General features: G+C 38.0%; 17 protein-coding genes and 2 pseudogenes. 6 read left to right on the top strand and 13 right to left on the bottom strand.

All coding sequences use genetic code 11. The annotated features are described in order from the left end of the window. Window positions 1-40: 40 nt before the first annotated feature. Both dps and rhtA read right to left on the bottom strand, forming a co-directional pair. Window positions 41-547 (bottom strand): DNA starvation/stationary phase protection protein Dps, encoded by a 507-nt coding sequence (gene dps, locus M992_RS13055; protein WP_047255689.1) that lies wholly within the window; start codon window positions 545-547, stop codon window positions 41-43. A 360-nt stretch (window positions 548-907) separates the two neighbouring features. Beyond that, window positions 908-1,792, bottom strand: a complete 885-nt coding sequence (gene rhtA / locus M992_RS13050) for a threonine/homoserine exporter RhtA (protein WP_053908999.1) — start codon at window positions 1,790-1,792, stop codon at window positions 908-910. A gap of 417 nt (window positions 1,793-2,209) precedes the next feature. On the opposite strand from rhtA, the gene M992_RS13045 reads away from it, so the two are divergent. Beyond that, on the top strand, window positions 2,210-2,788 hold the full coding sequence (locus M992_RS13045; protein WP_053908998.1) for an LOG family protein: 579 nt from the start codon (window positions 2,210-2,212) through the stop codon (window positions 2,786-2,788). A gap of 404 nt (window positions 2,789-3,192) precedes the next feature. After that, window positions 3,193-4,791: an ABC-F family ATPase gene (locus M992_RS13040; protein WP_047255686.1), complete on the top strand. Its 1,599-nt coding sequence runs from the start codon at window positions 3,193-3,195 to the stop codon at window positions 4,789-4,791. Between the two features lie 25 nt (window positions 4,792-4,816). On the opposite strand, the pseudogene M992_RS15680 reads toward M992_RS13040, so the two are convergent. From M992_RS15680 to moeA, 5 genes and pseudogenes are all read right to left on the bottom strand, one after another. Beyond that, window positions 4,817-4,969 (bottom strand): annotated as a pseudogene (locus tag M992_RS15680) (IS3 family transposase); the annotation flags it as partial. 290 nt (window positions 4,970-5,259) lie between these two features. Continuing rightward, a complete protein-coding gene (locus M992_RS13035) occupies window positions 5,260-5,994 on the bottom strand; it encodes a DUF481 domain-containing protein (RefSeq protein ID WP_053908997.1) in 735 nt (244 codons plus the stop codon). Continuing rightward, on the bottom strand, window positions 5,981-6,319 hold the full coding sequence (locus tag M992_RS13030) for a DUF1622 domain-containing protein (protein ID WP_053908996.1): 339 nt from the start codon (window positions 6,317-6,319) through the stop codon (window positions 5,981-5,983). The genes M992_RS13035 and M992_RS13030 overlap by 14 nt, the downstream gene beginning before the upstream one ends. A gap of 134 nt (window positions 6,320-6,453) precedes the next feature. Continuing rightward, window positions 6,454-7,212 (bottom strand): molybdopterin-synthase adenylyltransferase MoeB, encoded by a 759-nt coding sequence (gene moeB / locus M992_RS13025; protein WP_072165966.1) that lies wholly within the window; start codon window positions 7,210-7,212, stop codon window positions 6,454-6,456. A 4-nt stretch (window positions 7,213-7,216) separates the two neighbouring features. Then, entirely contained in the window at window positions 7,217-8,458 is a 1,242-nt protein-coding gene (gene moeA, locus M992_RS13020; protein WP_053908995.1) for a molybdopterin molybdotransferase MoeA, read from the bottom strand. Between the two features lie 509 nt (window positions 8,459-8,967). On the opposite strand from moeA, the gene folE reads away from it, so the two are divergent. Next, on the top strand, window positions 8,968-9,627 hold the full coding sequence (gene folE / locus M992_RS13015) for a GTP cyclohydrolase I FolE (protein ID WP_053908994.1): 660 nt from the start codon (window positions 8,968-8,970) through the stop codon (window positions 9,625-9,627). A gap of 9 nt (window positions 9,628-9,636) precedes the next feature. Further along, the gene (gene yeiB, locus M992_RS13010; RefSeq protein WP_053908993.1) at window positions 9,637-10,773 is read left to right on the top strand and encodes a DUF418 domain-containing protein YeiB; all 1,137 of its coding nucleotides are present in this window, start codon (window positions 9,637-9,639) and stop codon (window positions 10,771-10,773) included. Between the two features lie 36 nt (window positions 10,774-10,809). Here yeiB and sanA read toward each other — a convergent pair whose 3' ends face one another. Continuing rightward, window positions 10,810-11,511: an outer membrane permeability protein SanA gene (gene sanA / locus M992_RS13005; RefSeq protein WP_053908992.1), complete on the bottom strand. Its 702-nt coding sequence runs from the start codon at window positions 11,509-11,511 to the stop codon at window positions 10,810-10,812. Window positions 11,512-12,052: 541 nt separating this feature from the next. On the opposite strand from sanA, the gene M992_RS13000 reads away from it, so the two are divergent. Then, on the top strand, window positions 12,053-12,832 hold the full coding sequence (locus tag M992_RS13000) for a sulfite exporter TauE/SafE family protein (protein ID WP_053908991.1): 780 nt from the start codon (window positions 12,053-12,055) through the stop codon (window positions 12,830-12,832). 828 nt (window positions 12,833-13,660) lie between these two features. Here M992_RS13000 and M992_RS12995 read toward each other — a convergent pair. From M992_RS12995 to metG, 5 genes and pseudogenes are all read right to left on the bottom strand, one after another. Then, window positions 13,661-15,359 (bottom strand): annotated as a pseudogene (locus M992_RS12995) (NAD-dependent malic enzyme). Window positions 15,360-16,009: 650 nt separating this feature from the next. Then, a complete protein-coding gene (cdd, locus tag M992_RS12990) occupies window positions 16,010-16,897 on the bottom strand; it encodes a cytidine deaminase (protein ID WP_053908990.1) in 888 nt (295 codons plus the stop codon). Window positions 16,898-17,106: 209 nt separating this feature from the next. Continuing rightward, complete coding sequence (locus M992_RS12985) at window positions 17,107-17,802, bottom strand: CidB/LrgB family autolysis modulator (RefSeq protein ID WP_053908989.1); 696 nt, start codon at window positions 17,800-17,802, stop codon at window positions 17,107-17,109. Next, window positions 17,796-18,287 carry a CidA/LrgA family protein gene (locus M992_RS12980; RefSeq protein WP_047256823.1) on the bottom strand — a complete coding sequence of 164 codons (492 nt, stop codon included), beginning with the start codon at window positions 18,285-18,287 and terminating at the stop codon, window positions 17,796-17,798. Before M992_RS12980 ends, M992_RS12985 begins: the two co-directional genes overlap by 7 nt. Before the next feature lie 222 nt (window positions 18,288-18,509). Further along, entirely contained in the window at window positions 18,510-20,537 is a 2,028-nt protein-coding gene (gene metG, locus M992_RS12975; RefSeq protein WP_053908988.1) for a methionine--tRNA ligase, read from the bottom strand. Window positions 20,538-20,759: 222 nt separating this feature from the next. Here metG and apbC point away from each other — a divergent pair, with 222 nt between their 5' ends. Then, on the top strand, window positions 20,760-21,872 hold the full coding sequence (gene apbC, locus M992_RS12970) for an iron-sulfur cluster carrier protein ApbC (RefSeq protein WP_053908987.1): 1,113 nt from the start codon (window positions 20,760-20,762) through the stop codon (window positions 21,870-21,872). The last annotated feature ends 79 nt before the right edge of the window (window positions 21,873-21,951 follow it).

Here is a 21,951-nt window from a genome sequence, read left to right as displayed (position 1 = left end):
GTGTGGCTTTAAAAAATTTTAGATAAATATCAATTAACAATTATGATTCAATATTGGCTTCTAAAAACCAAAGGAATTTATCTAAATCGCGTGATGCTGCTGTAAATATATCTGCAGTATCTTCATCACGGACTGTTTCAATCGCTTTACGGATATCATTAGCAACAACCGCATAACGGTCTGCAAGTGCTTTAATATGTTGTTGCACATCATGAATATCTGTTGGATACGCTTCTAAGCTTGTACGTTTATTGATAGTCTGTGTGGTACCTAGCGCGGTTCCACCTAATTGTACTGCTCGCTCAGCGAATTCATCCAAGTGATCAACGATAGTACTGCGGAAGCCGTCTAACATCTCATGTACTGCAATAAAATTACGGCCGCGCATGTTCCAATGTGCTTGTTTTGTGATTAAAGAAAGATCAATAAACTGAACCAACATATGGTTAAGAATTTCGATAGTTTCTAATTTAACACTTTCTTCAATATCGTTACGGGTATACAGCATTTCGGATTGTGGTGCTTTAACTAATTTAGCGGTGCTCATTATTGTTCTCCCTTACTTAATGAATAAGTGATTTAACTATTTATCTGTAAACAAATATAACGCCTAATAGATAATTTGTCATATAGTTATATACTATTAAATCGATAGTTAAAATTGTTTTTATTTAGAAGTTATAAAATAGATATGTATGTACCATGCTATTAATGAGATGATATATCAAGGAAAGTTAAGCTTATTTACAAACTAATGACATAAATATAATTTTAAACATAATTTTAAATCAATAAGTTATATTCTTCATTCTTAAAAGAGGTTTAATTTATATTTAATTTTTTAGCAAAAAATTCTGTAAATACAAGATTTTTCATATTTACAGAACTGGATCTATTTATGAAAAATTTAAATTTCTTCAATTTTAGTTTTGGTTCGGGCTGTGGATGTCGAGCCAATAGAGGCGCAGACGATACACAGTAAAGCAAGCCATTGAGTTATTGTGAGATGCTCATTGAGAAATACAATACCTAAAAATGCCCCCATGCAAGGCTCTAAGCTCATTAAGGTGCCAAAAGTTTTTGCAGGCAGTTTGGTTAATGCAATCATTTCTAAAGTATAAGGAAATGCTGTTGATAATACAGCAACGGCTAATGCTAAAGGCAATATAGACAGATCAAACATTAATTCTGCCCCAGTTTGCATTAAGCCAAGAGGAAAGAAAATCATTGCGGAAATAAATGATCCGATAGCGACGGTTGCGGTACCATAACCTGCGCCAGCGCGTTTACCAAAGATAATGTATAGCGCCCAACAGACACCTGCGCCTAAAGCATAGAGTGCACCAAGTAAGTCAAGTTGTTGAATATTATCGCCAATAGGTAATAGAAAGAGTAAACCAGTAATAACTAGTCCAATCCATAAAAAATCGATAGGACGTCGTGATGAAAACATTGCCACAGCCAATGGCCCGGTAAACTCAAGTGCGACTGCAATCCCTAAAGGAATTCGTTCTAGCGATAAATAAAATAGATAATTCATGATCCCAAGAGAAAGACCATAAGCGAATAATGGAAATAGAGAACTTCTTCTATATTTTAGGCGCCATGGCTTGAATATTGCACATAGAATAATTGTAGCGAGTAATAAACGCAGTCCTGTAACACCGGGTGCACCAATGATAGGGAACAGTGTTTTTGCAAGCGACGCCCCACTTTGAATCGACATCATTGCCATGAGCAATAAAAATACAGGGAGTAGCGGAGCAAGACGTTTTTTCCAACTGGCTGACATGTATGACAAAGCCTCTAAAGCGGAGTGATATACTATTAAATAGCTTACTTTATTGTAAAATGATGGCAGATATTGACTATTCATAAATAAAATAATCAAAAGTAGGACCATCAGAAATAGCGCTATGAAATTTCAAACAAATTAAGTTATTTTTGCTAGCAAAAATTTTACTGATTATGCCATAAAATGATGAAAGATAATATTGAGATTTAGGTTCACGATAATAAATCTAAAGCTATCAACGAAAATTCCCCCAATCCTATTAAAACGGCCCTGCCAATGAGTCAAGTTTGACGGTAGATTTAATCTTGTGTTGTGCTTTATCATAATATCTAATGGCCTAAATATGATTGATTGAGCTTGGTGCTAGCTAACGTATAATAAAGTGAAATTGCACAACATAACGTGAGGATATAAATGAAAAAAATAACCAGTATTGCTGTTTATTGTGGTTCTAGTTTGGGTCATTCTGATATTTATCAACAACAGGCTATTGCTTTTGCTAAAGAGATGGTTAAGCGTGAGATTACTCTGGTTTATGGTGGTGCAAGCGTGGGGATTATGGGACTGATTGCTGATACTGTTTTAAGCTTAGGCGGAACAGTGATTGGTGTTATTCCTGCATTATTAGAAGAACGCGAGATTTCACATAATAATCTGACCCAATTATACAAAGTCGATACTATGCACCAGCGTAAAAATAAAATGATTGAGTTGGCTGATGGCTTTGTGGCATTACCAGGGGGCTATGGGACATTAGAAGAATATAGTGAGGTATTTACTTGGAGCCAAATTGGCTTACATACTAAACCTTGTGCCTTATTAAATATTAATAATTTCTGGCAACCACTAATTGATATGACCAACAAAATGGCAGATGAAGGCTTTTTGCATGAAAAATATCGTCATATGGCGATTGTTGACGATAATCCGGCCCGGATATTTGAACAGTTTGAAACTTATATTGCACCCGCAGTAAAAACTTACAGTAAATAATATTTTTTAGATTTAAGAGAGGTATATTAAATATACTTCTTTTTATCTTATTATAAATTAATTTAATTATTATTAATAATAAGCTCTATTAATAACTATGTTGAGAAATATTTATTAAATTTAGAATAAATATTCCTATATTTTATTATGCTGAGATAAATATAAAATAAGCTATTACAGCAGTTTAGTATCAATCATATTCATATAGGCATGTCTACAGATAAGCATCTTTACGCCCGAATAAGTTAATTTTAGTGCGTAGTTTGATAGCTAAACACGGTGAAATATAGTGAAACATTCTGTTTGATTAATCAGCGGGAGATCTCTGTTGATGGTTGTGGCATAATGCGCCGCTATTTGATGATGTTTCGATCTCGTTAGGGATCAAGTAAAAGAGTGTAGATGTGTTAACGACAAATAATATCACTATGCAGTTTGGCAGTAAGCCGCTGTTTGAAAATATATCCATAAAATTTGGTACGGGCAATCGTTACGGTCTTATCGGTGCGAATGGCGCAGGTAAATCAACTTTTATGAAGATCTTAGGTGGCGATCTGACTCCTTCAGCGGGTAATGTCAGTACCACTGATCCAAATGAGCGTATTGGTAAATTACGTCAGGATCAATTTGCTTTTGAAGAATTTACGGTGCTTGATACCGTCATCATGGGTCATACAGAACTGTGGGAAGTTAAACAGGAACGTGATCGTATTTATGCGATGGCAGAAATGAGCGAAGAAGACGGCTATCGTGTCGCCGATCTGGAAGTTGCTTATGGTGAAATGGATGGCTACAGTGCCGAAGCTCGCGCTGGCGAATTACTGTTAGGTGTCGGTATTCCTGTTGAACAGCATTATGGCATGATGAGCGAAGTTGCTCCTGGCTGGAAACTACGTGTCCTGTTAGCTCAGGCTCTGTTCTCTGATCCCGATATCTTGTTATTAGATGAGCCGACTAATAACTTGGATATTGATACTATCCGCTGGTTGGAGCAAGTACTGAACGACCGTAGTTGCACTATGATTATCATTTCGCATGATAGACATTTTTTGAATACAGTCTGTACGCATATGGCAGATTTAGATTACGGTGCATTGCGCTTTTTCACCGGTAACTATGACGAATATATGATTGCAGCAACACAAGCGCGTGAGCGTTTGATGGCAGATAACTCGAAGAAAAAAGCCCAAATAGCTGAGCTTCAATCATTTGTTAGCCGTTTTAGTGCGAATGCCTCTAAATCAAAACAAGCTACCTCGCGTGCTCGTCAAATTGATAAAATTCAATTGGAAGAAGTCAAAGCGTCTAGCCGCCAGAATCCATTTATTCGTTTTGAACAAGAGAAAAAATTGTTCCGTAATGCTTTGGAATTAGAAGCGTTAACCAAAGGTTATGATCAAGGTCCGTTGTTTAAAAATGTCAATATGTTGGTTGAAGTTGGCGATAAAGTCGCGGTTATCGGTGCCAATGGTATCGGTAAAACCACGTTCTTAAAAACGTTAGTCGGTTCTTTATTACCGGATAGCGGCACAGTAAAATGGTCTGAAAATAGCCAAATTGGCTATTATGCTCAAGATCACGCAGAAGACTTTGATTGCGATCTAACCGTATTTGACTGGATGAGCCAGTGGAAAAAAGCCGGTGATGATGAGCAAGCGGTTCGTAGTATTCTTGGCCGTCTATTATTTAGCCAAGATGATATTAAGAAAAAAGTGCGTGTCCTTTCTGGTGGAGAACAAGGCCGGATGTTATTTGGTAAGCTAATGATGTTAGAGCCAAATATCCTTATTATGGATGAGCCAACCAACCATTTGGATATGGAATCAATTGAATCGTTAAATATGGCTCTTGAGTTATACCAAGGAACATTAATTTTTGTTTCTCATGATCGTGAATTTGTGAGTTCACTTGCTAGCCGAGTTATCGAAATTAAAGAAGATAAAGTAATTGATTTCAGAGGTACGTATAGTGAATATTTGGCCAGTCAAGGTGTGGTTGAATAATCAATATTAATACATAAAAAGTTCCTCAATGAAGTGGCTCCATAAAGTTGGACACTTTTAGTTGAGTGGTTTGTAAGGCCTGATTTCGATATTTAATCGCAATCAGGCCTTTTAATTTAGCTTTAATCCATTTGGTATTATAATACTCTATATATTCGTCAGTTTTATCAACCAGTTCATCGGCATCTTAAAAATGGCAGTCGTTATATTTTCCTAAGCATACTGATTATCTTGAATATATTACTGAATTGTTAGCTTTTTTGCTGGCTCTACCCACTCAAACTAGAATTAAAATTAACGCGTTTCAAGCCCTGTGGTGTGACTGGTATGGTAAGTTCATGATCATTAGCAGCCGAAGATTGAATTGAAAATTTTGTCTTGCTATTAGTTAATCACTGCATCAATCATCGCATTTTAAGGCAAATTTATTGTTAATAATTTTTTCGCGTTTAATTGTTAAGTTATGCTTTAAAAACGAGATGAAAATCCAACTAATATACCTTGTGATTTACTGACAACGGTTTCTTTTGATAGCTCAGGGCTAATCCTCTGTGCTTTATAACCGGTAGATAGTGTTATGTTGTCGGTTAGATCATAATTCAGTAGCGTATTCCACTGCCAGCTTTGATTATCCAGTGACAGAGAGCTATCAATATAGCCAACTAATGAAATTTTAGGCGTGAGACGATAACGGAATCGACTTGCAATTACAGGCTCGATCCAATCCTTAGATAACGAGAGAGAATAATTGCTGAGCGCCAAGTCACTATTAAATGACCAATAACGCATCCCTCCTAATAAATCCAAAGACAGCTGCTGATAATTACTCGATGTAAATCGGTAGCCAGAGAGTAGACTGAGTGAGATATATTTGAGATTTCCTGAGGCGGATTGTGCGCCAAAATGGGGTATAGCTATCTGTCCTTTCTGGCTTAGTTTGGCATAATTAAGATCAGCTAATGTAATCCAATGGTCTTTTCTGGCAATCAACTGTAAAAATAAAGCTTGATCTAAGGCCGAATAAACGTCAGAAAAAGGGCGCTTTAGTGTCATTGATGAGGTATATGGCGTATTAATCGTATTGGTCACATTCGGCATATAAAGATAAGGTGACAGCTGAAATACCCAATTATCCGCGTGAGCAGGAGCACCGATAGCTAATAGAACATAAGGAATAAATTTAGAATAATCATATTTTTTCATTTAGTGGCCTATGTTCTAATTCTTTAGTAAGAAAATAATTTAAGAAAGTACGTATCACCGCAATAATCGCTAGCTTAATTAGACCATCGAGATCAGGGTCTACTGTTGTAATTAAAATATCGGCGGCTAATTGAAACTCGAGTGCAGTCGCTAGCCAATTACCAAAACAGAAGCGAGCAGTAGAACCTTGTTTTAGTGTGACCAATAAAAACAAGGTCTTAGTTAAGCCAATCACCACGCATATAACAGATATCGTCTCTAATATTAATTGCAGTACACCAACACTTGAAACTAATAGCTCACGAAAAAATATAATATCAGCCACGGTATTTATCTCTATCTATGTGGATTAAATAATGAGGTTAAATAACGAACTAAATGAACAGTAATGACACTTATCCATCATAAAATAGAGATAAATAAAAGTATTAAATATTATTAATTCAAATTAAGCGTTATTTAAAATGCTTCTTGACCGCACACTTCGCAATGTGGATCTTTATTCAGAGTGAATTGACGAAACTCCATCGACATCGCATCAAAAAATAGTACTTTCCCGCTATTAATTTGACCATAATCCGCCAATATTTTAATAGTTTCAATAGCTTCTAGTGTTCCAATTGTTCCAACAAGAGGTGACATAACTCCAGCTTCTACACAAGTTAAGCTATTATCACCAAATAGCCGGCTTAGGCAGTGATAGCACGGTGTATTTGGTTGATAAGTGAATACACTTAGCTGACCTTCCATACGAATAGCTGCGCCGGAGACCAGCGGTTTTTGCTGAGTTAGGCACAGGCGGTTCAACTGTTCACGGATGGCAACATTATCAGTACAATCAACGATGACCTGATGTTGATTAATTAATTCAATCAATTGTTGGTCGTCTAATAACGCATCGATTGTATTAATATGTACGTATGGATTGATAGCATTTAGCTGAGTCTTGGCGGATAACACTTTTGGCATATCAATAGTGCTATCACGATGCAGGATTTGGCGCTGTAAGTTTGACAAAGATACCGTATCAAAATCGACCAAAGTTAATGTGCCAACACCCGCAGCGGCAAGGTATTGCGCGGCCGCACAGCCTAAGCCACCTAATCCAACCATGAGCACTGAACTTGCTTTTAGTTTCTCCTGACCATCAAAATCGAATCCACGTAAAATAATTTGGCGATTGTAGCGGAGCATTTCTTCATGGCTGAGTTCAAGCACTTAATTACTCACTTTTTAATAAATAGTTGAACATTTCGACCTCAACGCTTTCACCTGCGCTGACACGACCACGCTCACGTTCTAACACAATAAAGCAATTGGCTTGGCTTAATGAACTGAAAATATGAGAACCTTGATGGCCGGTAGTTGCCACCTGTAATTCACCTTGTTCATTGGTTGAGAGTATACCGCGTTGAAAATCTAAACGTCCGGGGCTTTTTTTCAAATCAGAGACAGTTTTTACTTTAAATCTTATCGCTGGACGCCACTGTGCGTGACCAGAAAGACGAGCAATAAGCGGTTGTACTAATTGATAAAAAGTTAATGCTGCGGAAACTGGATTACCCGGTAAACCACAAAACCAAGCAGAACTAAGTTTGCCAAAGGCAAATGGTTTACCCGGTTTAATGGCTAATTTCCAAAAGCCAATTTCACCGAGTTGGTCTAAAATCAGTTTGGTATAATCGGCTTCGCCGACAGAAACACCGCCACTACTGATAACTAAATCAGCCATTTTATCGGCATTAATAAAGGTTTGTTTTAACTGGTCTGGGTTATCAGGAATAACGCCTAAGTCAATGACTTCGCAATTTAATTTTTCAAGCATTAAACGTACCGCAAACCGGTTGGTATCATAGATTTGACCATCTTGCAGTGGTGCGCCTATAGATTGTAATTCATCGCCGGTAGAGAATACGGCTACTTTTAGTCGACGATAGACAGTCAGTTTATCGATACCTAGTGAGGCTATTAGGGGCAGTTCTGCGGTGGACAAACGAGTCCCCATGGGTAATACAGTGGCTCCTTGGGGGATATCTTCACCCGCCATACGTACATTATCACCTTTGCGGATTGAGGTGGTGAATATAATACCTTGCTCAGTTTGTTCGGTATTTTCTTGCATCACCACAGTATCAACGCCTGTAGGAATGGGGGCTCCGGTCATTATACGTATACAGCTACCGACGGGAAGCGAAGAAAGGAAAGGAGCCCCTGCAAATGCTTTACCGGCGATAGGCATTGGTGTTTGACCATCCCACTGTTCGAAACATAAGCCATATCCATCCATTGCTGAATTATTAAATGGTGGAACATCAATAGGGGAAATAATATCAGTGGCCGTAATGCGATCAGCTGCACCATTAAGAGAAATGGTTTCTGTTTCACTAAGAGATTGTGGATGCTCGAGTAGTTTTTCAAGCGCCAGTTCAAGTGAAATCAAACCAGCAGTATGGCAATGGTCCATGGTGACTCCTTGGGGCTTATCATTTAATTTAGGATCCAAACTCTCCCAATATAACTATCTGCTAAGAGGTATTAGTTGAGCTGTGAATAATGGCGGTTATTATGGCAGAGATGAACTATAGGGTGAATCAATTAGCATGGCTATTCGCAAATTTTAGTTTTTTTTGCGTAGTGCTTGGCAAAGAGAAGATGTAATTCAATTTGTACTAGATAAATTGATGCAGTGAAACTCGTAAAGTGACTAATAAGTTATTTATTCCATTGATAGAGAGTTTAGAATTCACAAATTAACAGATTAGAGAGAAGTTATAACCTATATTCCATAAGGTTTTTACAGTAAGTTAATTGATTATTAAGAATAAATTTTTTTATTCAACTAAGAATGATGATTTGTCCAGATAACATGAAATTCTAACACTGGATTATTTGCATCCGCTGTTTTAGAGTAATTAGATAACACCTGCTATTGATATCCATAGAAGATATTGAAACTTATATTTGGAGAAGTGAATGTCATCTCTTAGTAAAGAAGCCGAACTGGTTCATGCGGCGCTGGAAGCCCGGGGACTAGAAACCCCTTTACGTATTCAATCTATTCCGCGAGAAGAGCGTAAAAGTTTGATTGAAGGGCATATGACAGAAATTATGCAGCTACTTAATTTAGATTTAACCGATGATAGCTTAGCTGATACTCCGCGTCGAATTGCTAAAATGTATGTCGATGAAATATTTTCGGGGCTTGATTATGCTAATTTTCCTAAAATTACGCTGATCGAGAATAAAATGAAAGTTGATGAAATGGTTACGGTGCGTGATATCACGATGACCAGTACTTGTGAGCATCATTTTGTGACTATCGACGGTAAGGCCACTGTAGCTTATATCCCTAAAGATAAAGTGATTGGTTTATCTAAAATTAATCGTATCGTACAATTTTTTGCTCAGCGCCCACAAGTTCAAGAACGTTTGACTCAGCAAATATTGACGGCATTACAAACACTATTAGGGACTAATAATGTAGCAGTTTCTATTGATGCAGTTCATTATTGTGTCAAAGCGCGTGGTATTCGTGATGCGACTAGTAGTACTACAACTACCTCCTTAGGCGGGTTATTTAAATCTAGCCAGAATACGCGTCAGGAATTTTTACGTGCCGTTCGTCATTTATAATTATTTTTCATGAAATCAGTTGTTCATTCAGGGCGTATTGAGCAACTTGATGCCGTACGGGGTATATCGATTTTAGGTATTCTATTACTGAATATCTACGGTTTTGGTTTACCGCAAATTGCTTATATGAACCCAGCGTATACGTTGTCGGTGAGCACTTCAGATATTGTGGTTTGGTCGATATTGAATATTGTTGCCCAAGGCAAATTTTTGGCTATTTTTTCATTATTATTTGGCGCGACTTTGACTTTGTTAGTCCGTAAAGGGCAAGAATGGAATTATCGTCGGCTGATTATTTTAATGTTAATTGGACTGCTTCACGGTATTGGATTGTGGGAAGGCGATATTTTATTACCTTACGCAATTACAGGCATGTTAGCTATTACACTTATTTATCGTTATTCATCAGAAAAATTAATTAAGATCGCTATATCAATCTATTTGATCGGCTTGTTGGTATTATTATTTATTGGCTATCATATTGATGCAGAAGGTTATTGGGTTCTTACTGAATCACAAATTATTGATGAAATAACATTGAAAACAGCCGGAGGAATGACCGGCATTGCTTATCGCTATCATGAAGTTAGCAACATGATAGTGTCATTATTTATTCAATATGGCTGGCAGCTGCTAGCGCTGATGTTAGGTGGCGCGATATTAATTAATAATGGCTGGTTGCTGGGAGCATATAGTGAAGGGCATTACCAATTTATAAGTAAAGTATTTATTTTACCTGCAATATTAGTTCAAATTATTTGTCTTTATTGGCAACAACAAGCTCAGTGGAGTTATTTTTCAACCAGTATTGTGGGATATATCGTCAATGAAATAGTGATCCCGTTCCAATCGATAGGATATATAGCATTAGTTTATGGTTATTGGGAGCAGATAAAGGCAACGCTATTTAGTCGATGGATAATTAATATTGGCCGTATGGCATTGAGCAATTATTTATTGCAAACCTTAATTTGTACGACGATTTTTTATCAATTAGATTATTTTGGCGATTTTAATCGACTTGAATTATTAATATTTATTATTCCTATTTGGTTGACTAATATAGCCTTTTCTTCATTATGGTTGTCTTATTTTTCACAAGGTCCTATTGAGTGGATGTGGCGAAAATTAACGTTAAAACTATAATTTCATCTTAATATCGTATCGTTACTTTAAGGTATATTAAAGCTTATCAATTTCTTCTGGTGAAACAGCCGGATAACCTTTGATCCCTTCGGGCATTTTTATTGGAGCAGGAATGGATTCTTGCTCACCTAGAAAACGAGGCTCGCGGTTTAAAATAAATAAATCAGCTAAAGCACCTAAGCGAGCAAATATTTCACGGACTCTCACTTTAAGCATATTTTTGGGCGTAGGTACGGCCAAACATTGTGCATCAATATTTTTTTGCATGGCGATAAATAGCGCACGTTCACAATGAAAACGCTGAGTAATAATAGTGAAATTGTCGGTATCAAAAACTTGACGAGTGCGTACGACAGAGTCCAGTGTTCGGAAGCCGGCAAAATCTAAAACAATTTTTGAGGCCGGAACTCCCGCTTTAATGAGATCTTTACGCATGGTAATCGGTTCATTGTAGCTATGTTCGCCATTATCACCGCTTAGCAGTAGATATTTTATCTTTCCACTGTGATAAGCATTTGCTGCACCTTGAATTCGATAAGAATAATATTGATTAAGGGCTCCATTCGCATAATATTTTGAGGTGCCTAAAACCATACCGACATCGCGTGCCGGCAATGATTCAATATTTTCATAAATCACTGATGATGTTCGCCAGCTCATCCAACGGTCAAGTAAAAAAATAGTCGCTATAGCTATCCCTGCTACGATCAATAGACCGTATATAAGACGTTTCCACATTGTCTTTGCCTTCTACTCTAAATAACAATTAATGACAAGGCTACTGTACCTCATTTATCGAAGCAAGAGCGAGTGTAGCTAAATGCTTTCGAATAAGACAATTTAATCGCTTGATAACCGATAGCAAACAGCATAATGCGTGCTAATTTGTATAGTTGCAACTTGAAGTATAGTAACTGATATTAACAATCTATAGTTTAGTTTACGTCTATAAATTAAATTATATTTTATCATTTGATTAAACTAAATTTTTACTATGTTAGTTGTTAATTATCCTCTATAAAATCTTGTTTCATTTTTACCAAGGTATCCGCTTATATCGTGTTTATTATGTATGCTTACTACCTATGTAATTTGATATAAGGGGTTTCAGGTCTTATCTAAGACAGATAAACTAAGCGGAGAATAATATATTTAGTATGGCGTAAATCAATAATTTGACAGCCGATTGTCACTGATATGCAGTACCAATATTTGTTGTTATAAATGTGAAGAATATCTTTATTACAAAGCGCCATGTCATTTTATAGGGAATCCAAAAATGATTGTTACTGAGCTTTTGGTTGGTGCCATTGTTGGCCTAATCATCAGTACTACCGGGGTTGGAGGTGGTATAATTATACTGCCTATTTTAACCTATTTTTTTGGTTTAAATGCCCTTGCAGCGGTGGCTACCGCAAATTTCCTTTCGATGTTGATGAAGATATCTTCATCATATATGCATTTTAAAATGGGAAATATTCCTTTTAAAGGAGCGATGATTGTCCTCGCTATTATGTTACCCAGCACACTATTAGCCAGCGTATTGGTAACATGGATAGCTAGTTTTCCCCAATATCAATTACAGACAGAATGGGGGATCAATGCGTTAGTGACCGTAGCTATCCTTTTCTCACTTTATTTATTTCTTCAGCGATTATTTTTCTCACTACCTTTAAAGCCTGATGCCAAACAGCATAATATTAAATCATTACTATTACCGGCAGTTATGGCAGGGATCGTTTTGGGGGCGACAGGGGTTGGTGGGGGAGTCGTTGTTTTGCCATTATTACTACGTTATATGCAGTTAAATATAAAACAGGCGATCGGAACTTCTATTTTTGTCACGACCATATTATCCGGCGCTTCGGCATTAGCATACGCGCAAGATGGGCATACAGATATTAAGTTAGCGCTTATTTTGTGTATTGGGGCTGTTTTTAGTATGCCATTAGCGAAGTATCTATTATTACGTTTATCTGAGCGCACTTTCCAATTGATTACTCTGTTTATTATTGTATGCAGTGCCATTATGATGTCGATAAATTTATTTGTGTCATGAGTTTATGTTCATATTTCTTAATAATAGGATATAAAAACTAGAGTATAAAAAAGCACATCGTAATAGGTGTAATGTTTGCCAGTTAAGCGTCCAATCATGCCACAATACATATCGTTACGGCTTTTTTATTGCTGGAGGAATATCTTTATCGTCGAGCAGTCAGAATAAAGTTACCTGACATAGTAAATGTATTATTTATTATTTTCTTTCGGGATTTTTTCTGGAGTAACAGTGTTTGTTTGCTGTCTGCCTGAACACTGCATTATTTCGGGGCTATTGGGTGTGCTCCAAAGTGTTTCGTCTACGGTTATCAAAGTTAATCCGTTCCAGTTCGATAAAGGCCGTTTTTTAAACCCAGGCTGACTTGTTTTATAAACTATTTTTTTGAATGCTTTTTGAACATCATCATTCAGCTGTTATCGAGCCAGAATAACCCTGCTTGATATGATATAAGTCCATTTGCCGGGTGAAAAAGAATACCGAGATGTGAGACTAGCTGAGCTATGGGAAACAACTGAACAATTGATACTCCAATGACAATTCAAACCATAATTTCTAGTGGAAGCCGACATTACGTACAGCGACAACATCATTATGGAGTAAATATTTCTCGATAAGTGCAAGCGAAAGGAGAGCTGAAAGAGGGATAAGCTTTTTGGTGAAAATGAAAGTACAGTATCAAGAGCTTAACTAAATAACAAAAAAATCCGTAATCTTAGAAAGACCACGGATTTTTACAGAACAAGGGGAACGTTCCATTTTGTTCTTAACAGACAAGTTTCACGCCATAATAAGCGTGTTTTTTAAGAACTATATTGGCTATATTTCTTAGAATGAAGTTCGTTTATAGATACGGTACTCCGGTTTCCAAAAATTATTTTCAATCGCTTCATCTAGCGCTTTATCTGAAGTAACTGTTGCTACGCCTTGGATTTGTGCTTCTTTAGCGACTTGTTTAGCAATTATACGCGAAACTTCTTGGATATTATCAAGCAAGGGGAGTAGAGAACCTTCACCCTCTTTGGCTAATGGTGAACATTCAGCCAGCGCACGGCTTGCCGCCATTAACATTGTATCAGTGACTCGTTTAGCGCCTGAAGCTATTACACCTAGGCCTATACCAGGGAAAATATAAGAATTATTACATTGTGCGATAGGATAGGTTTTTTCTTTATATACCACGGGATTAAATGGACTGCCAGTAGCGACCAGAGCTTGGCCATTAGTCCAAGCAATAATATCTTCTGGGCGAGCTTCAACACGCGAGGTCGGGTTAGATAATGGCATAACAATAGGACGTTCACAGTGTTTATGCATCTCTTTGATGATTTCTTCTGTGAATAAACCGGCTTGTCCAGAGACACCAATTAAAATTGTTGGTTTGGCATTACGCACCACATCAAGTAAAGAAATTGCATCGTTAGTATTATCCCAATCGGCTAAATTTTCACTGTGCTGGATTAATTTACTTTGGAAATCTAATAAATTAGGCAGTTTATTAGTCAGTAGGCCAAATCGGTCAACCATAAAGATGCGGGCACGTGCTTCTTGATCGTTAAGGCCTTCAGATTTCATTTGAGCAATAATTTGCTCAGCGATACCACAACCTGCGGAGCCTGCACCTAAGAAAGTGACACATTGATCCCTTAGTTGACGTCCTGCGGCATGACTGGCAGCAATCAGACTACCAAGGGTAACAGATGCTGTCCCTTGAATATCATCATTAAAGCAGCACAGTTCATCACGGTATCTGGTCAGTAACGGCATGGCATTTTTTTTGTGCAAAATCTTCAAATTGTAGCAATACGTTAGGCCAGCGTCGTTTTACCGCTTGGACAAATTCATCAACAAATTCATTGTATTCATCAGCCGTAATTCGAGGATGGCGCCATCCCATGTATAGAGGGTCATTTAAGCGTTGCGGATTATTTGTTCCTACATCGAGAACTACTGGTAAGGTATACGCGGGGCTAATTCCACCACAAGCCGTATATAAAGACAGTTTTCCGATAGGAATACCCATGCCGCCGATACCTTGGTCACCGAGTCCCAGAATACGTTCGCCATCAGTTACAACAATAACTTTTACATTTTGTTTAGTGGCATTTTGCAACATATCATCAATATATTCGCGGTTAGGATACGAAATAAATAATCCACGCGCGCGACGATAAATATCTGAGAAGTGTTCACATGCTTCACCTACCGTTGGTGTATAGATGATCGGCATGACTTCAGTCAGATGCTCGTCAACGAGACGATAAAACAGGGTCTCATTAGTATCCTGAATATTTCTTAGATAGATATGCTTATCAATATCTGTTTTGAAGTCAATTAATTGGCGGTAAGCACGTTCAACTTGTTCTTCTATTGTCTCGACTTGTTCAGGTAATAAGCCATAAAGATTGAAATTAGCACGTTCTTCTTCTGAAAAGGCGCTACCTTTATTTAATAGAGGAAATTCGAGCAGAATAGGGCCAGCGTAAGGAATGTAGAGAGGGCGTTTACTTTCGTGTTCAAGTTCCATTGAATAATCACTCTTCGGACGGATAAAAACAACAATTCACCTAGATCCTAAGATAAACAAAAAATATGTACAGTGAATGTTGATAAATAAGCGTAAATAATTTGTGATAGCCGCAATATTTCGTAGGACAGCCAGGAAATCAAAAATGCTCTCCATTAAGCTGCGCTAATTGCTGATGCAGAAAAAATAGTCAACGCACCAGCAATTCGAAATATGATGCAAATAATAATAAAAAAATAAACAGTATAATGGCTTAATGATACACCAGAAATAGTTCAAGTTCTAATGATAGGCGACACTTAGGAACTAAAGTCGTTTAATTTTATATTAGCAAGGCGATAAATATATAAATTAGTTTTCTTGTTACGATTCAGCTTATAAATGTATTTAATGAATTCCATTGAAATTATTCAATATATTTCATAGAGATGAAATATATTAATTTTTATTATGGGACTTAATTATTTTATAAAAATTAAATTATCGTATCTATTTGATAATATTGAATTAGTTAATTTTATAATTAATTTAACAATATGACGACTAAATTTAGCGCAGTGTAATTTAGGGGGCTTTTGAATATTGCCGTTGATGTAAAATCAAACTGATTTGATTTTACATCAACGGCAACTGAATAGTATTATTATTTTTTAAACTAAATGATGTAATTCAATATGTTGACAGCCTAAATTTTTCAATACCAGCTCAGTGGTCGCCCATTGGGATAAAATTGAATCTTTACCTTCGACTAATACTGCTCGTTCAATATCTTCTAATTTTTTACCGGATAAATTCAGCAAAACTAATGCAGCTTGCAGAGGAGGGAAACTTGGATTAAACGCGGCATTTTCGGCATATTTTCCACTAAAAATAGTGCCATCTTTATGCTGTAACGCGACACCACTGTGAGATAGGCTGTAAGGTGCATGCGATTGATTTGCTGCGCTTAATGCTGATTTTACTAGGGGGTCATGGCTGTCAATGGTATATCCATGATGAATATCATCCATTAATAATGTGGTGATATTCAAATCGACAGGACCAAACGCATCAGGCAAGTAATCATGTAATTTGGCCGGCTGACGTCCCGGTAAATGAATGGATAAACTTTCGTTACCACGCAATTCATTCATAAACTGGCGACAATGACCGCAAGGAGTATAGTTGACAGTCATGGCGACTATTTGTTTTTCGCCTCGTAGCCACGCATGAGTAATAGCACTTTGTTCAGCATGAACTGATTGCTGTAATGCACAGTGGCTAAACTCCATGTTGGCGCCAAAATAGAGATTACCGCTAACACCGCGCGATATCGCACCGACATTAAAATGAGAAATAGGAGTTACTGCGCAAGCAGCGGCTAGAGGTAATAGAGCAAAAGCTAATTCGTCATCATGATACAGGCATGCAGATTTGATCTGTAGAACTTGCTCAGCTGTCAGCATGGCAGAAAAATCAGGATCATCGATAATAGGTTTTAGAGCTGATTGTAATTTTTCTGATAATTGCGGCCAGACTGACTGAAAACGTGCGTGCATAATATTCCCTCCCAAAAAAGTTACAATCATTCTAGGCAATATTACATACAAACAAATGTGATCTACTTCACTTTTATTATGAAATGAGATTTTGTTGTTTCATAATTGAGAGATGTATCTCAAATTTATAGCTGTTATAGGTAGATTTAGCATTAAAATTAATATCTAGAAGCCGAGATCCCTTGATAAGTATCTTGGATTAAATGCGATTAACTAAATAAATGTAAAATCACCGGGAAAATGAACGGGGCTAATAACGAAGTAATTATTCCGCAGGTCATTAATGCCAGTGAGCTATACGCACCTTCAACATAGTCTACTTCAGCGCAGCGGGCAGTCCCTAAGGCATGGGAGGCCGTTCCCATTGCTAATCCTCGCGATGCATGCGTTTTAATACGTAAAGCATCAAATAATGAATGGCCAAACATTGCACCTAAAATACCGACAAAAATAACACAAGCTGCACTGACTGCAGGGATCCCCCCAATCGAATCTGCTACTGCCATCGCTATCGGGGTGGTAACTGATTTAGGTAAAATTGAGGCAGCGATATCTGGTGTTGCTCCCAGCCATAAAGCAATAGAGGTCCCGGTAAACATAGCTATAATGCTACCGGCAAAGCAGATACTGAATAATGATTTCCACTGCGCGCGAATTTGGTGCAGCTGTTCATATAATGGAAATGCGAGTGCGACGACCGCGGGCTGCAGTAGGTCATTAAGAATTTTACTTCCGGAAAAATAGTGCTCATAAGGAGTATTGGTTAGTATGAGAACCGGAATAATGACCGCGATCGCAATTAATAGCGGATTTAAAACGGGTAATTTAACTTTTATTGCCAATGCTCTCGCAAGATAAAACACAATAACTGTAAGTGGTAGTGACCACCAGATATGACTTAACATTTTTTGTTCTCTTGTGGATTTTTGCTGTCAGTCAACAGGCTTTCAGTAATTTCATTAAGGTCAGGGGTTTCAGGAGGTAACGGAACTTCATCAGGTTTAGCTCCGGTGATTGGTCGCTCACGATGAATATAATGTGAGCTGTATGCCACGACCACCATAACGACAAAAGTACTTATAAAACAAGCAACTAAAATCGGAACAATTTGTTGGCTCACTTGGCCATAATAATTCATGATGCCGACGCCAATAGGGACAAACAATAACGTCATATTTTTTAATAGCAGAGTACATCCCGGTTGTACCCAATGGGAGGGGACAAGCTGGAGTGCTAATAATGCGAATAAAATTAGCATACCAACAATGCTGCCAGGTATCGCAAACGGGAGCAGTGTGGAGATCATATTTCCGATAATGAGGCAAAGATAAAGTAGTGCAAATGCCCGCAAATATTGCCAGCCGATTATCAGCACTTGTTTGAGTGACATAATGGTGGTCCTGTTATCTTAGATGCATTTATCATACAATTAACTTTGCAAATGCGCTATAGATCACATAAAAAAGCCCATAAAAAAAGCGGAGAATTAAAATTAACTCCGCTTTAATTTAATTTTTAACTTATTTCTTTCAGAAATTTAGTATTTTATACCTTAATTTATTCGGCGGTTGGTGGCTGATAATAAATATACCTGCCGCTTCAAATCATAGGTTTATTTAACTTGCATTCCTGGTTGAGCACCGCTGTCTGGGCTTAATAAGAAGATATCTTTATCGCCAGGGCCCGCGGCCATCACCATACCTTCAGACATACCAAAGCGCATTTTTCGTGGTGCTAAGTTGGCTACCATGACAGTCAAACGGCCTTCTAATGCTTTAGGGTCTGGATAAGCTGAGCGGATACCTGAGAATACTTGACGAGTTTCTCCACCAATATCTAGTTGTAATTTAAGCAATTTATCTGAGCCTTCAACTAAATCAGCCTGTTTGATAAGCGCTATGCGTAAGTCAATTTTGGCGAAATCATCAAATTTTATGGTTTCTTGAATCGGGTCATCCGCTAATGGACCGGTTAGAGTGCTAATAGGTTTAATACTCTCTTTTGAGGCTTGAACCATAGCTTCCACTTTGGACATTTCAATACGATTAAATAACGCTTTGAAGGGAGCAACTTGATGACCGAGTAAGGGTTTATCGATGCTATCCCACGTTAATTCGATATTTAAGAAAGCTTCAGTGCGTTTCGCAAGCCCCGGTAAAACAGGTTTCAAGTAAGTCATTAATACACGGAACATATTAATACCCATCGAACAAATATCTTGTAGATCTTGATCGCGACCTTCTTGTTTTGCTACCACCCAAGGTGCTTGTTCGTCAACATAGCGGTTGGCTATATCGGCTAACGCCATGATTTCACGGATAGCTTTACCGTATTCACGTTTATTAAATTCTTCGCCAATACTCTCAGCTGCTGCAACAAATTGTTGATATAGTGCAGGGTCAGCTAATTTATCCGACAATTTATTGTCAAAGCGTTTGCTAATAAAGCCGGCATTACGTGAGGCTAAATTAACCACTTTATTAACAATGTCGCTATTAACACGCTGAACAAAATCTTCTAAATTTAAGTCGATATCGTCGATTCTGGATGACAGTTTAGCGGCGTAGTAATAACGCAAATTATCAGCATCTAATTGATCTAAATAAGAACGTGCAGTAATAAATGTCCCGCGGGATTTAGACATTTTTGCGCCATTGACGGTCACGTAACCGTGCACGAATAAATTCGTAGGTTTACGATAGCCGCTGCCTTCTAGCATGGCTGGCCAGAATAAACTGTGAAAATAGACGATATCTTTGCCGATAAAATGGTACAGATCGGTTTTAGATTCTTTATTCCAGAATTCATCAAAATCTAATCCTGGGCGTTTTTCGCACAGATTTTTAAATGAACTCATATAACCAATAGGGGCATCAAGCCAAACGTAGAAATACTTACCTGGTGCATCAGGAATTTCAAACCCGAAATATGGGGCATCGCGGGTGATATCCCATTGTTGCAAGCCAGAATCAAACCATTCTTGCATTTTATTGGCGACTTGTTCTTGCAATGCGCCTGAACGTGTCCACGCTTGTAGCATTTCGCTAAATGCAGGTAAATCAAAGAAGAAATGTTCAGTACTGCGCATTTCAGGCGTCGCCCCAGAAACTACAGAACGTGGATTAATCAGTTCTGTCGGGCTATAAGTGGCGCCACAGACTTCACAGTTATCACCGTATTGATCTTCAGCTTTACATTTTGGGCAGGTACCTTTAACAAAACGATCGGGTAAGAACATGCCTTTTTCTGGATCGTATAGCTGTGAAATTGTGCGGTCTTTAATATAGTCGTTTTTCTTTAATAGACCATAAATGTGCTCTGATAATTGTTTACTTTCAACACTATGAGTTGAATGGTAATTATCATAACTGATGGCAAAACCTGCAAAATCCTGCTGATGTTCTTGGTTCATTGCTGCAATCATGTCTTCAGGAGCAATGCCTAATTGCTGAGCTTTCAGCATGATAGGGGTGCCGTGAGCATCATCTGCGCAGATAAAGTGAACCTCTTTGCCGCGCATTCGGTGATAACGGACCCAGATATCAGCCTGAATGTGTTCCAGAATGTGACCGAGGTGGATTGAACCGTTAGCATATGGTAACGCACAGGTTACCAGTAATTTATTCGCGACTTGAGACATAGTAAGGATCTTACTTCCATTAGTTAAAAAGGGTCTTTGATGTTAACCTAACAAATCAATTGCCGCTAGGGTTGAGAAACATTAATCGGTATTTATTCTGAAAAATCTATTTTTGCCGTTCGTGGTTTTTGCAGCATCCGCTTATCTCTATTTTTATTGTTCTCTGCTATGATATGCAAATGTCTAATCGTTGGTTAATAAAGAAAAAATAAAGGAGCCGGGATGAGCGATAAATCCCCCGAGCAGACCAATCCAGAACTGCTAACCGATCAGGTTTCCAGTGTTTTGGCCTCATTTACACACCCCACACTGAAACGCAATTTGATTTCCATCAAAGCTTTACATCATTGTGCCATGCTTAATAATGTGCTGCATGTTGAATTGGTGATGCCATTTGTTTGGCGTGGCCCGTTTCAAGCACTCATTGAAGCTAAAACAGCAGAGTTACGTAAAATCACCGGTGCTGAAGCGGTTGAGTGGAAACTTCGTCACGAAATAACGACGCTAAAACGTGCGAATGATTTACCGGGAATTAATGGCGTACGTAATATTTTAGCCGTCAGTTCGGGTAAAGGTGGTGTTGGTAAATCAAGTACTGCGGTAAACCTTGCTTTAGCGTTAGCACAAGAAGGCGCGAAAGTCGGTATTCTTGATGCAGATATCTATGGTCCATCAATTCCCAATATGTTGGGGACGACGCTAGAACGTCCAACATCGCCAGATGGTCAGCATATGGCTCCTATTATGGCTTATGGAATTGCAACTAATTCAATCGGTTATTTAGTAACTGATGATAATGCGATGGTTTGGCGTGGTCCTATGGCCAGCAAAGCATTAATGCAAATGCTGCAAGATACATTATGGCCAGATTTAGACTATTTAGTTATCGATATGCCACCAGGCACCGGTGATATTCAATTAACGCTATCACAAAATATTCCTGTTACAGGGGCGCTGGTGGTGACAACTCCACAAGATATTGCCTTAGTCGATGCGATGAAAGGTATTGTGATGTTCAAAAAAGTCAATGTGCCTGTTCTGGGGATCGTTGAAAATATGAGCGCGCATATTTGTGGTAACTGCGGTCATGTCGAACCTATTTTCGGTACTGGCGGTGCGGAAAAGCTGGCAGAAAAATACCATACTCGTTTGCTGGGTCAAATTCCTTTGCATATCTCATTACGTGAAGATTTAGACCGCGGTCAACCAACGGTAATGCGTGACCCCGAAGGTGAGTTTGCCGATATTTATCGCGAAATTGCATCTAATATCTCTGCTGAGATGTTCTGGGAAGGGGATAAAATCCCAACGGAAATTTCCTTCCGCGCAGTATAAATAGTTTTTTCTTGATAAAACAATAAGATAGTTTTTTACTTATTTATTGTTCGTTATACGGCTAAACTTTAATGGCTTA

Source organism: Moellerella wisconsensis ATCC 35017, from assembly GCF_001294465.1.
Taxonomy (GTDB): Bacteria; Pseudomonadota; Gammaproteobacteria; order Enterobacterales; family Enterobacteriaceae; genus Moellerella; species Moellerella wisconsensis.
The sequence above is the reverse complement of the archived record's forward strand: the minus strand, read 5'-3'. Positions and strand labels throughout refer to the sequence as shown.

What these genes read in the sequence shown, in the direction of transcription:
- rhtA (WP_053908999.1), bottom strand. Translation starts at nt 1,792, where the DNA reads ATGTCAGCCAGTTGGAAAAAACGTCTTGCTCCGCTACTCCCTGTATTT.
- folE (WP_053908994.1), top strand. Translation starts at nt 8,968, where the DNA reads ATGTCATCTCTTAGTAAAGAAGCCGAACTGGTTCATGCGGCGCTGGAA.
- sanA (WP_053908992.1), bottom strand. Translation starts at nt 11,511, where the DNA reads ATGTGGAAACGTCTTATATACGGTCTATTGATCGTAGCAGGGATAGCT.
- M992_RS12985 (WP_053908989.1), bottom strand. Translation starts at nt 17,802, where the DNA reads ATGTTAAGTCATATCTGGTGGTCACTACCACTTACAGTTATTGTGTTT.
- apbC (WP_053908987.1), top strand. Translation starts at nt 20,760, where the DNA reads ATGAGCGATAAATCCCCCGAGCAGACCAATCCAGAACTGCTAACCGAT.
- M992_RS13045 (WP_053908998.1), top strand. Translation starts at nt 2,210, where the DNA reads ATGAAAAAAATAACCAGTATTGCTGTTTATTGTGGTTCTAGTTTGGGT.
- M992_RS12980 (WP_047256823.1), bottom strand. Translation starts at nt 18,287, where the DNA reads ATGTCACTCAAACAAGTGCTGATAATCGGCTGGCAATATTTGCGGGCA.
- dps (WP_047255689.1), bottom strand. Translation starts at nt 547, where the DNA reads ATGAGCACCGCTAAATTAGTTAAAGCACCACAATCCGAAATGCTGTAT.
- metG (WP_053908988.1), bottom strand. Translation starts at nt 20,537, where the DNA reads ATGTCTCAAGTCGCGAATAAATTACTGGTAACCTGTGCGTTACCATAT.
- M992_RS13035 (WP_053908997.1), bottom strand. Translation starts at nt 5,994, where the DNA reads ATGAAAAAATATGATTATTCTAAATTTATTCCTTATGTTCTATTAGCT.
- cdd (WP_053908990.1), bottom strand. Translation starts at nt 16,897, where the DNA reads ATGCACGCACGTTTTCAGTCAGTCTGGCCGCAATTATCAGAAAAATTA.
- moeA (WP_053908995.1), bottom strand. Translation starts at nt 8,458, where the DNA reads ATGGACCATTGCCATACTGCTGGTTTGATTTCACTTGAACTGGCGCTT.
- M992_RS13000 (WP_053908991.1), top strand. Translation starts at nt 12,053, where the DNA reads ATGATTGTTACTGAGCTTTTGGTTGGTGCCATTGTTGGCCTAATCATC.
- yeiB (WP_053908993.1), top strand. Translation starts at nt 9,637, where the DNA reads ATGAAATCAGTTGTTCATTCAGGGCGTATTGAGCAACTTGATGCCGTA.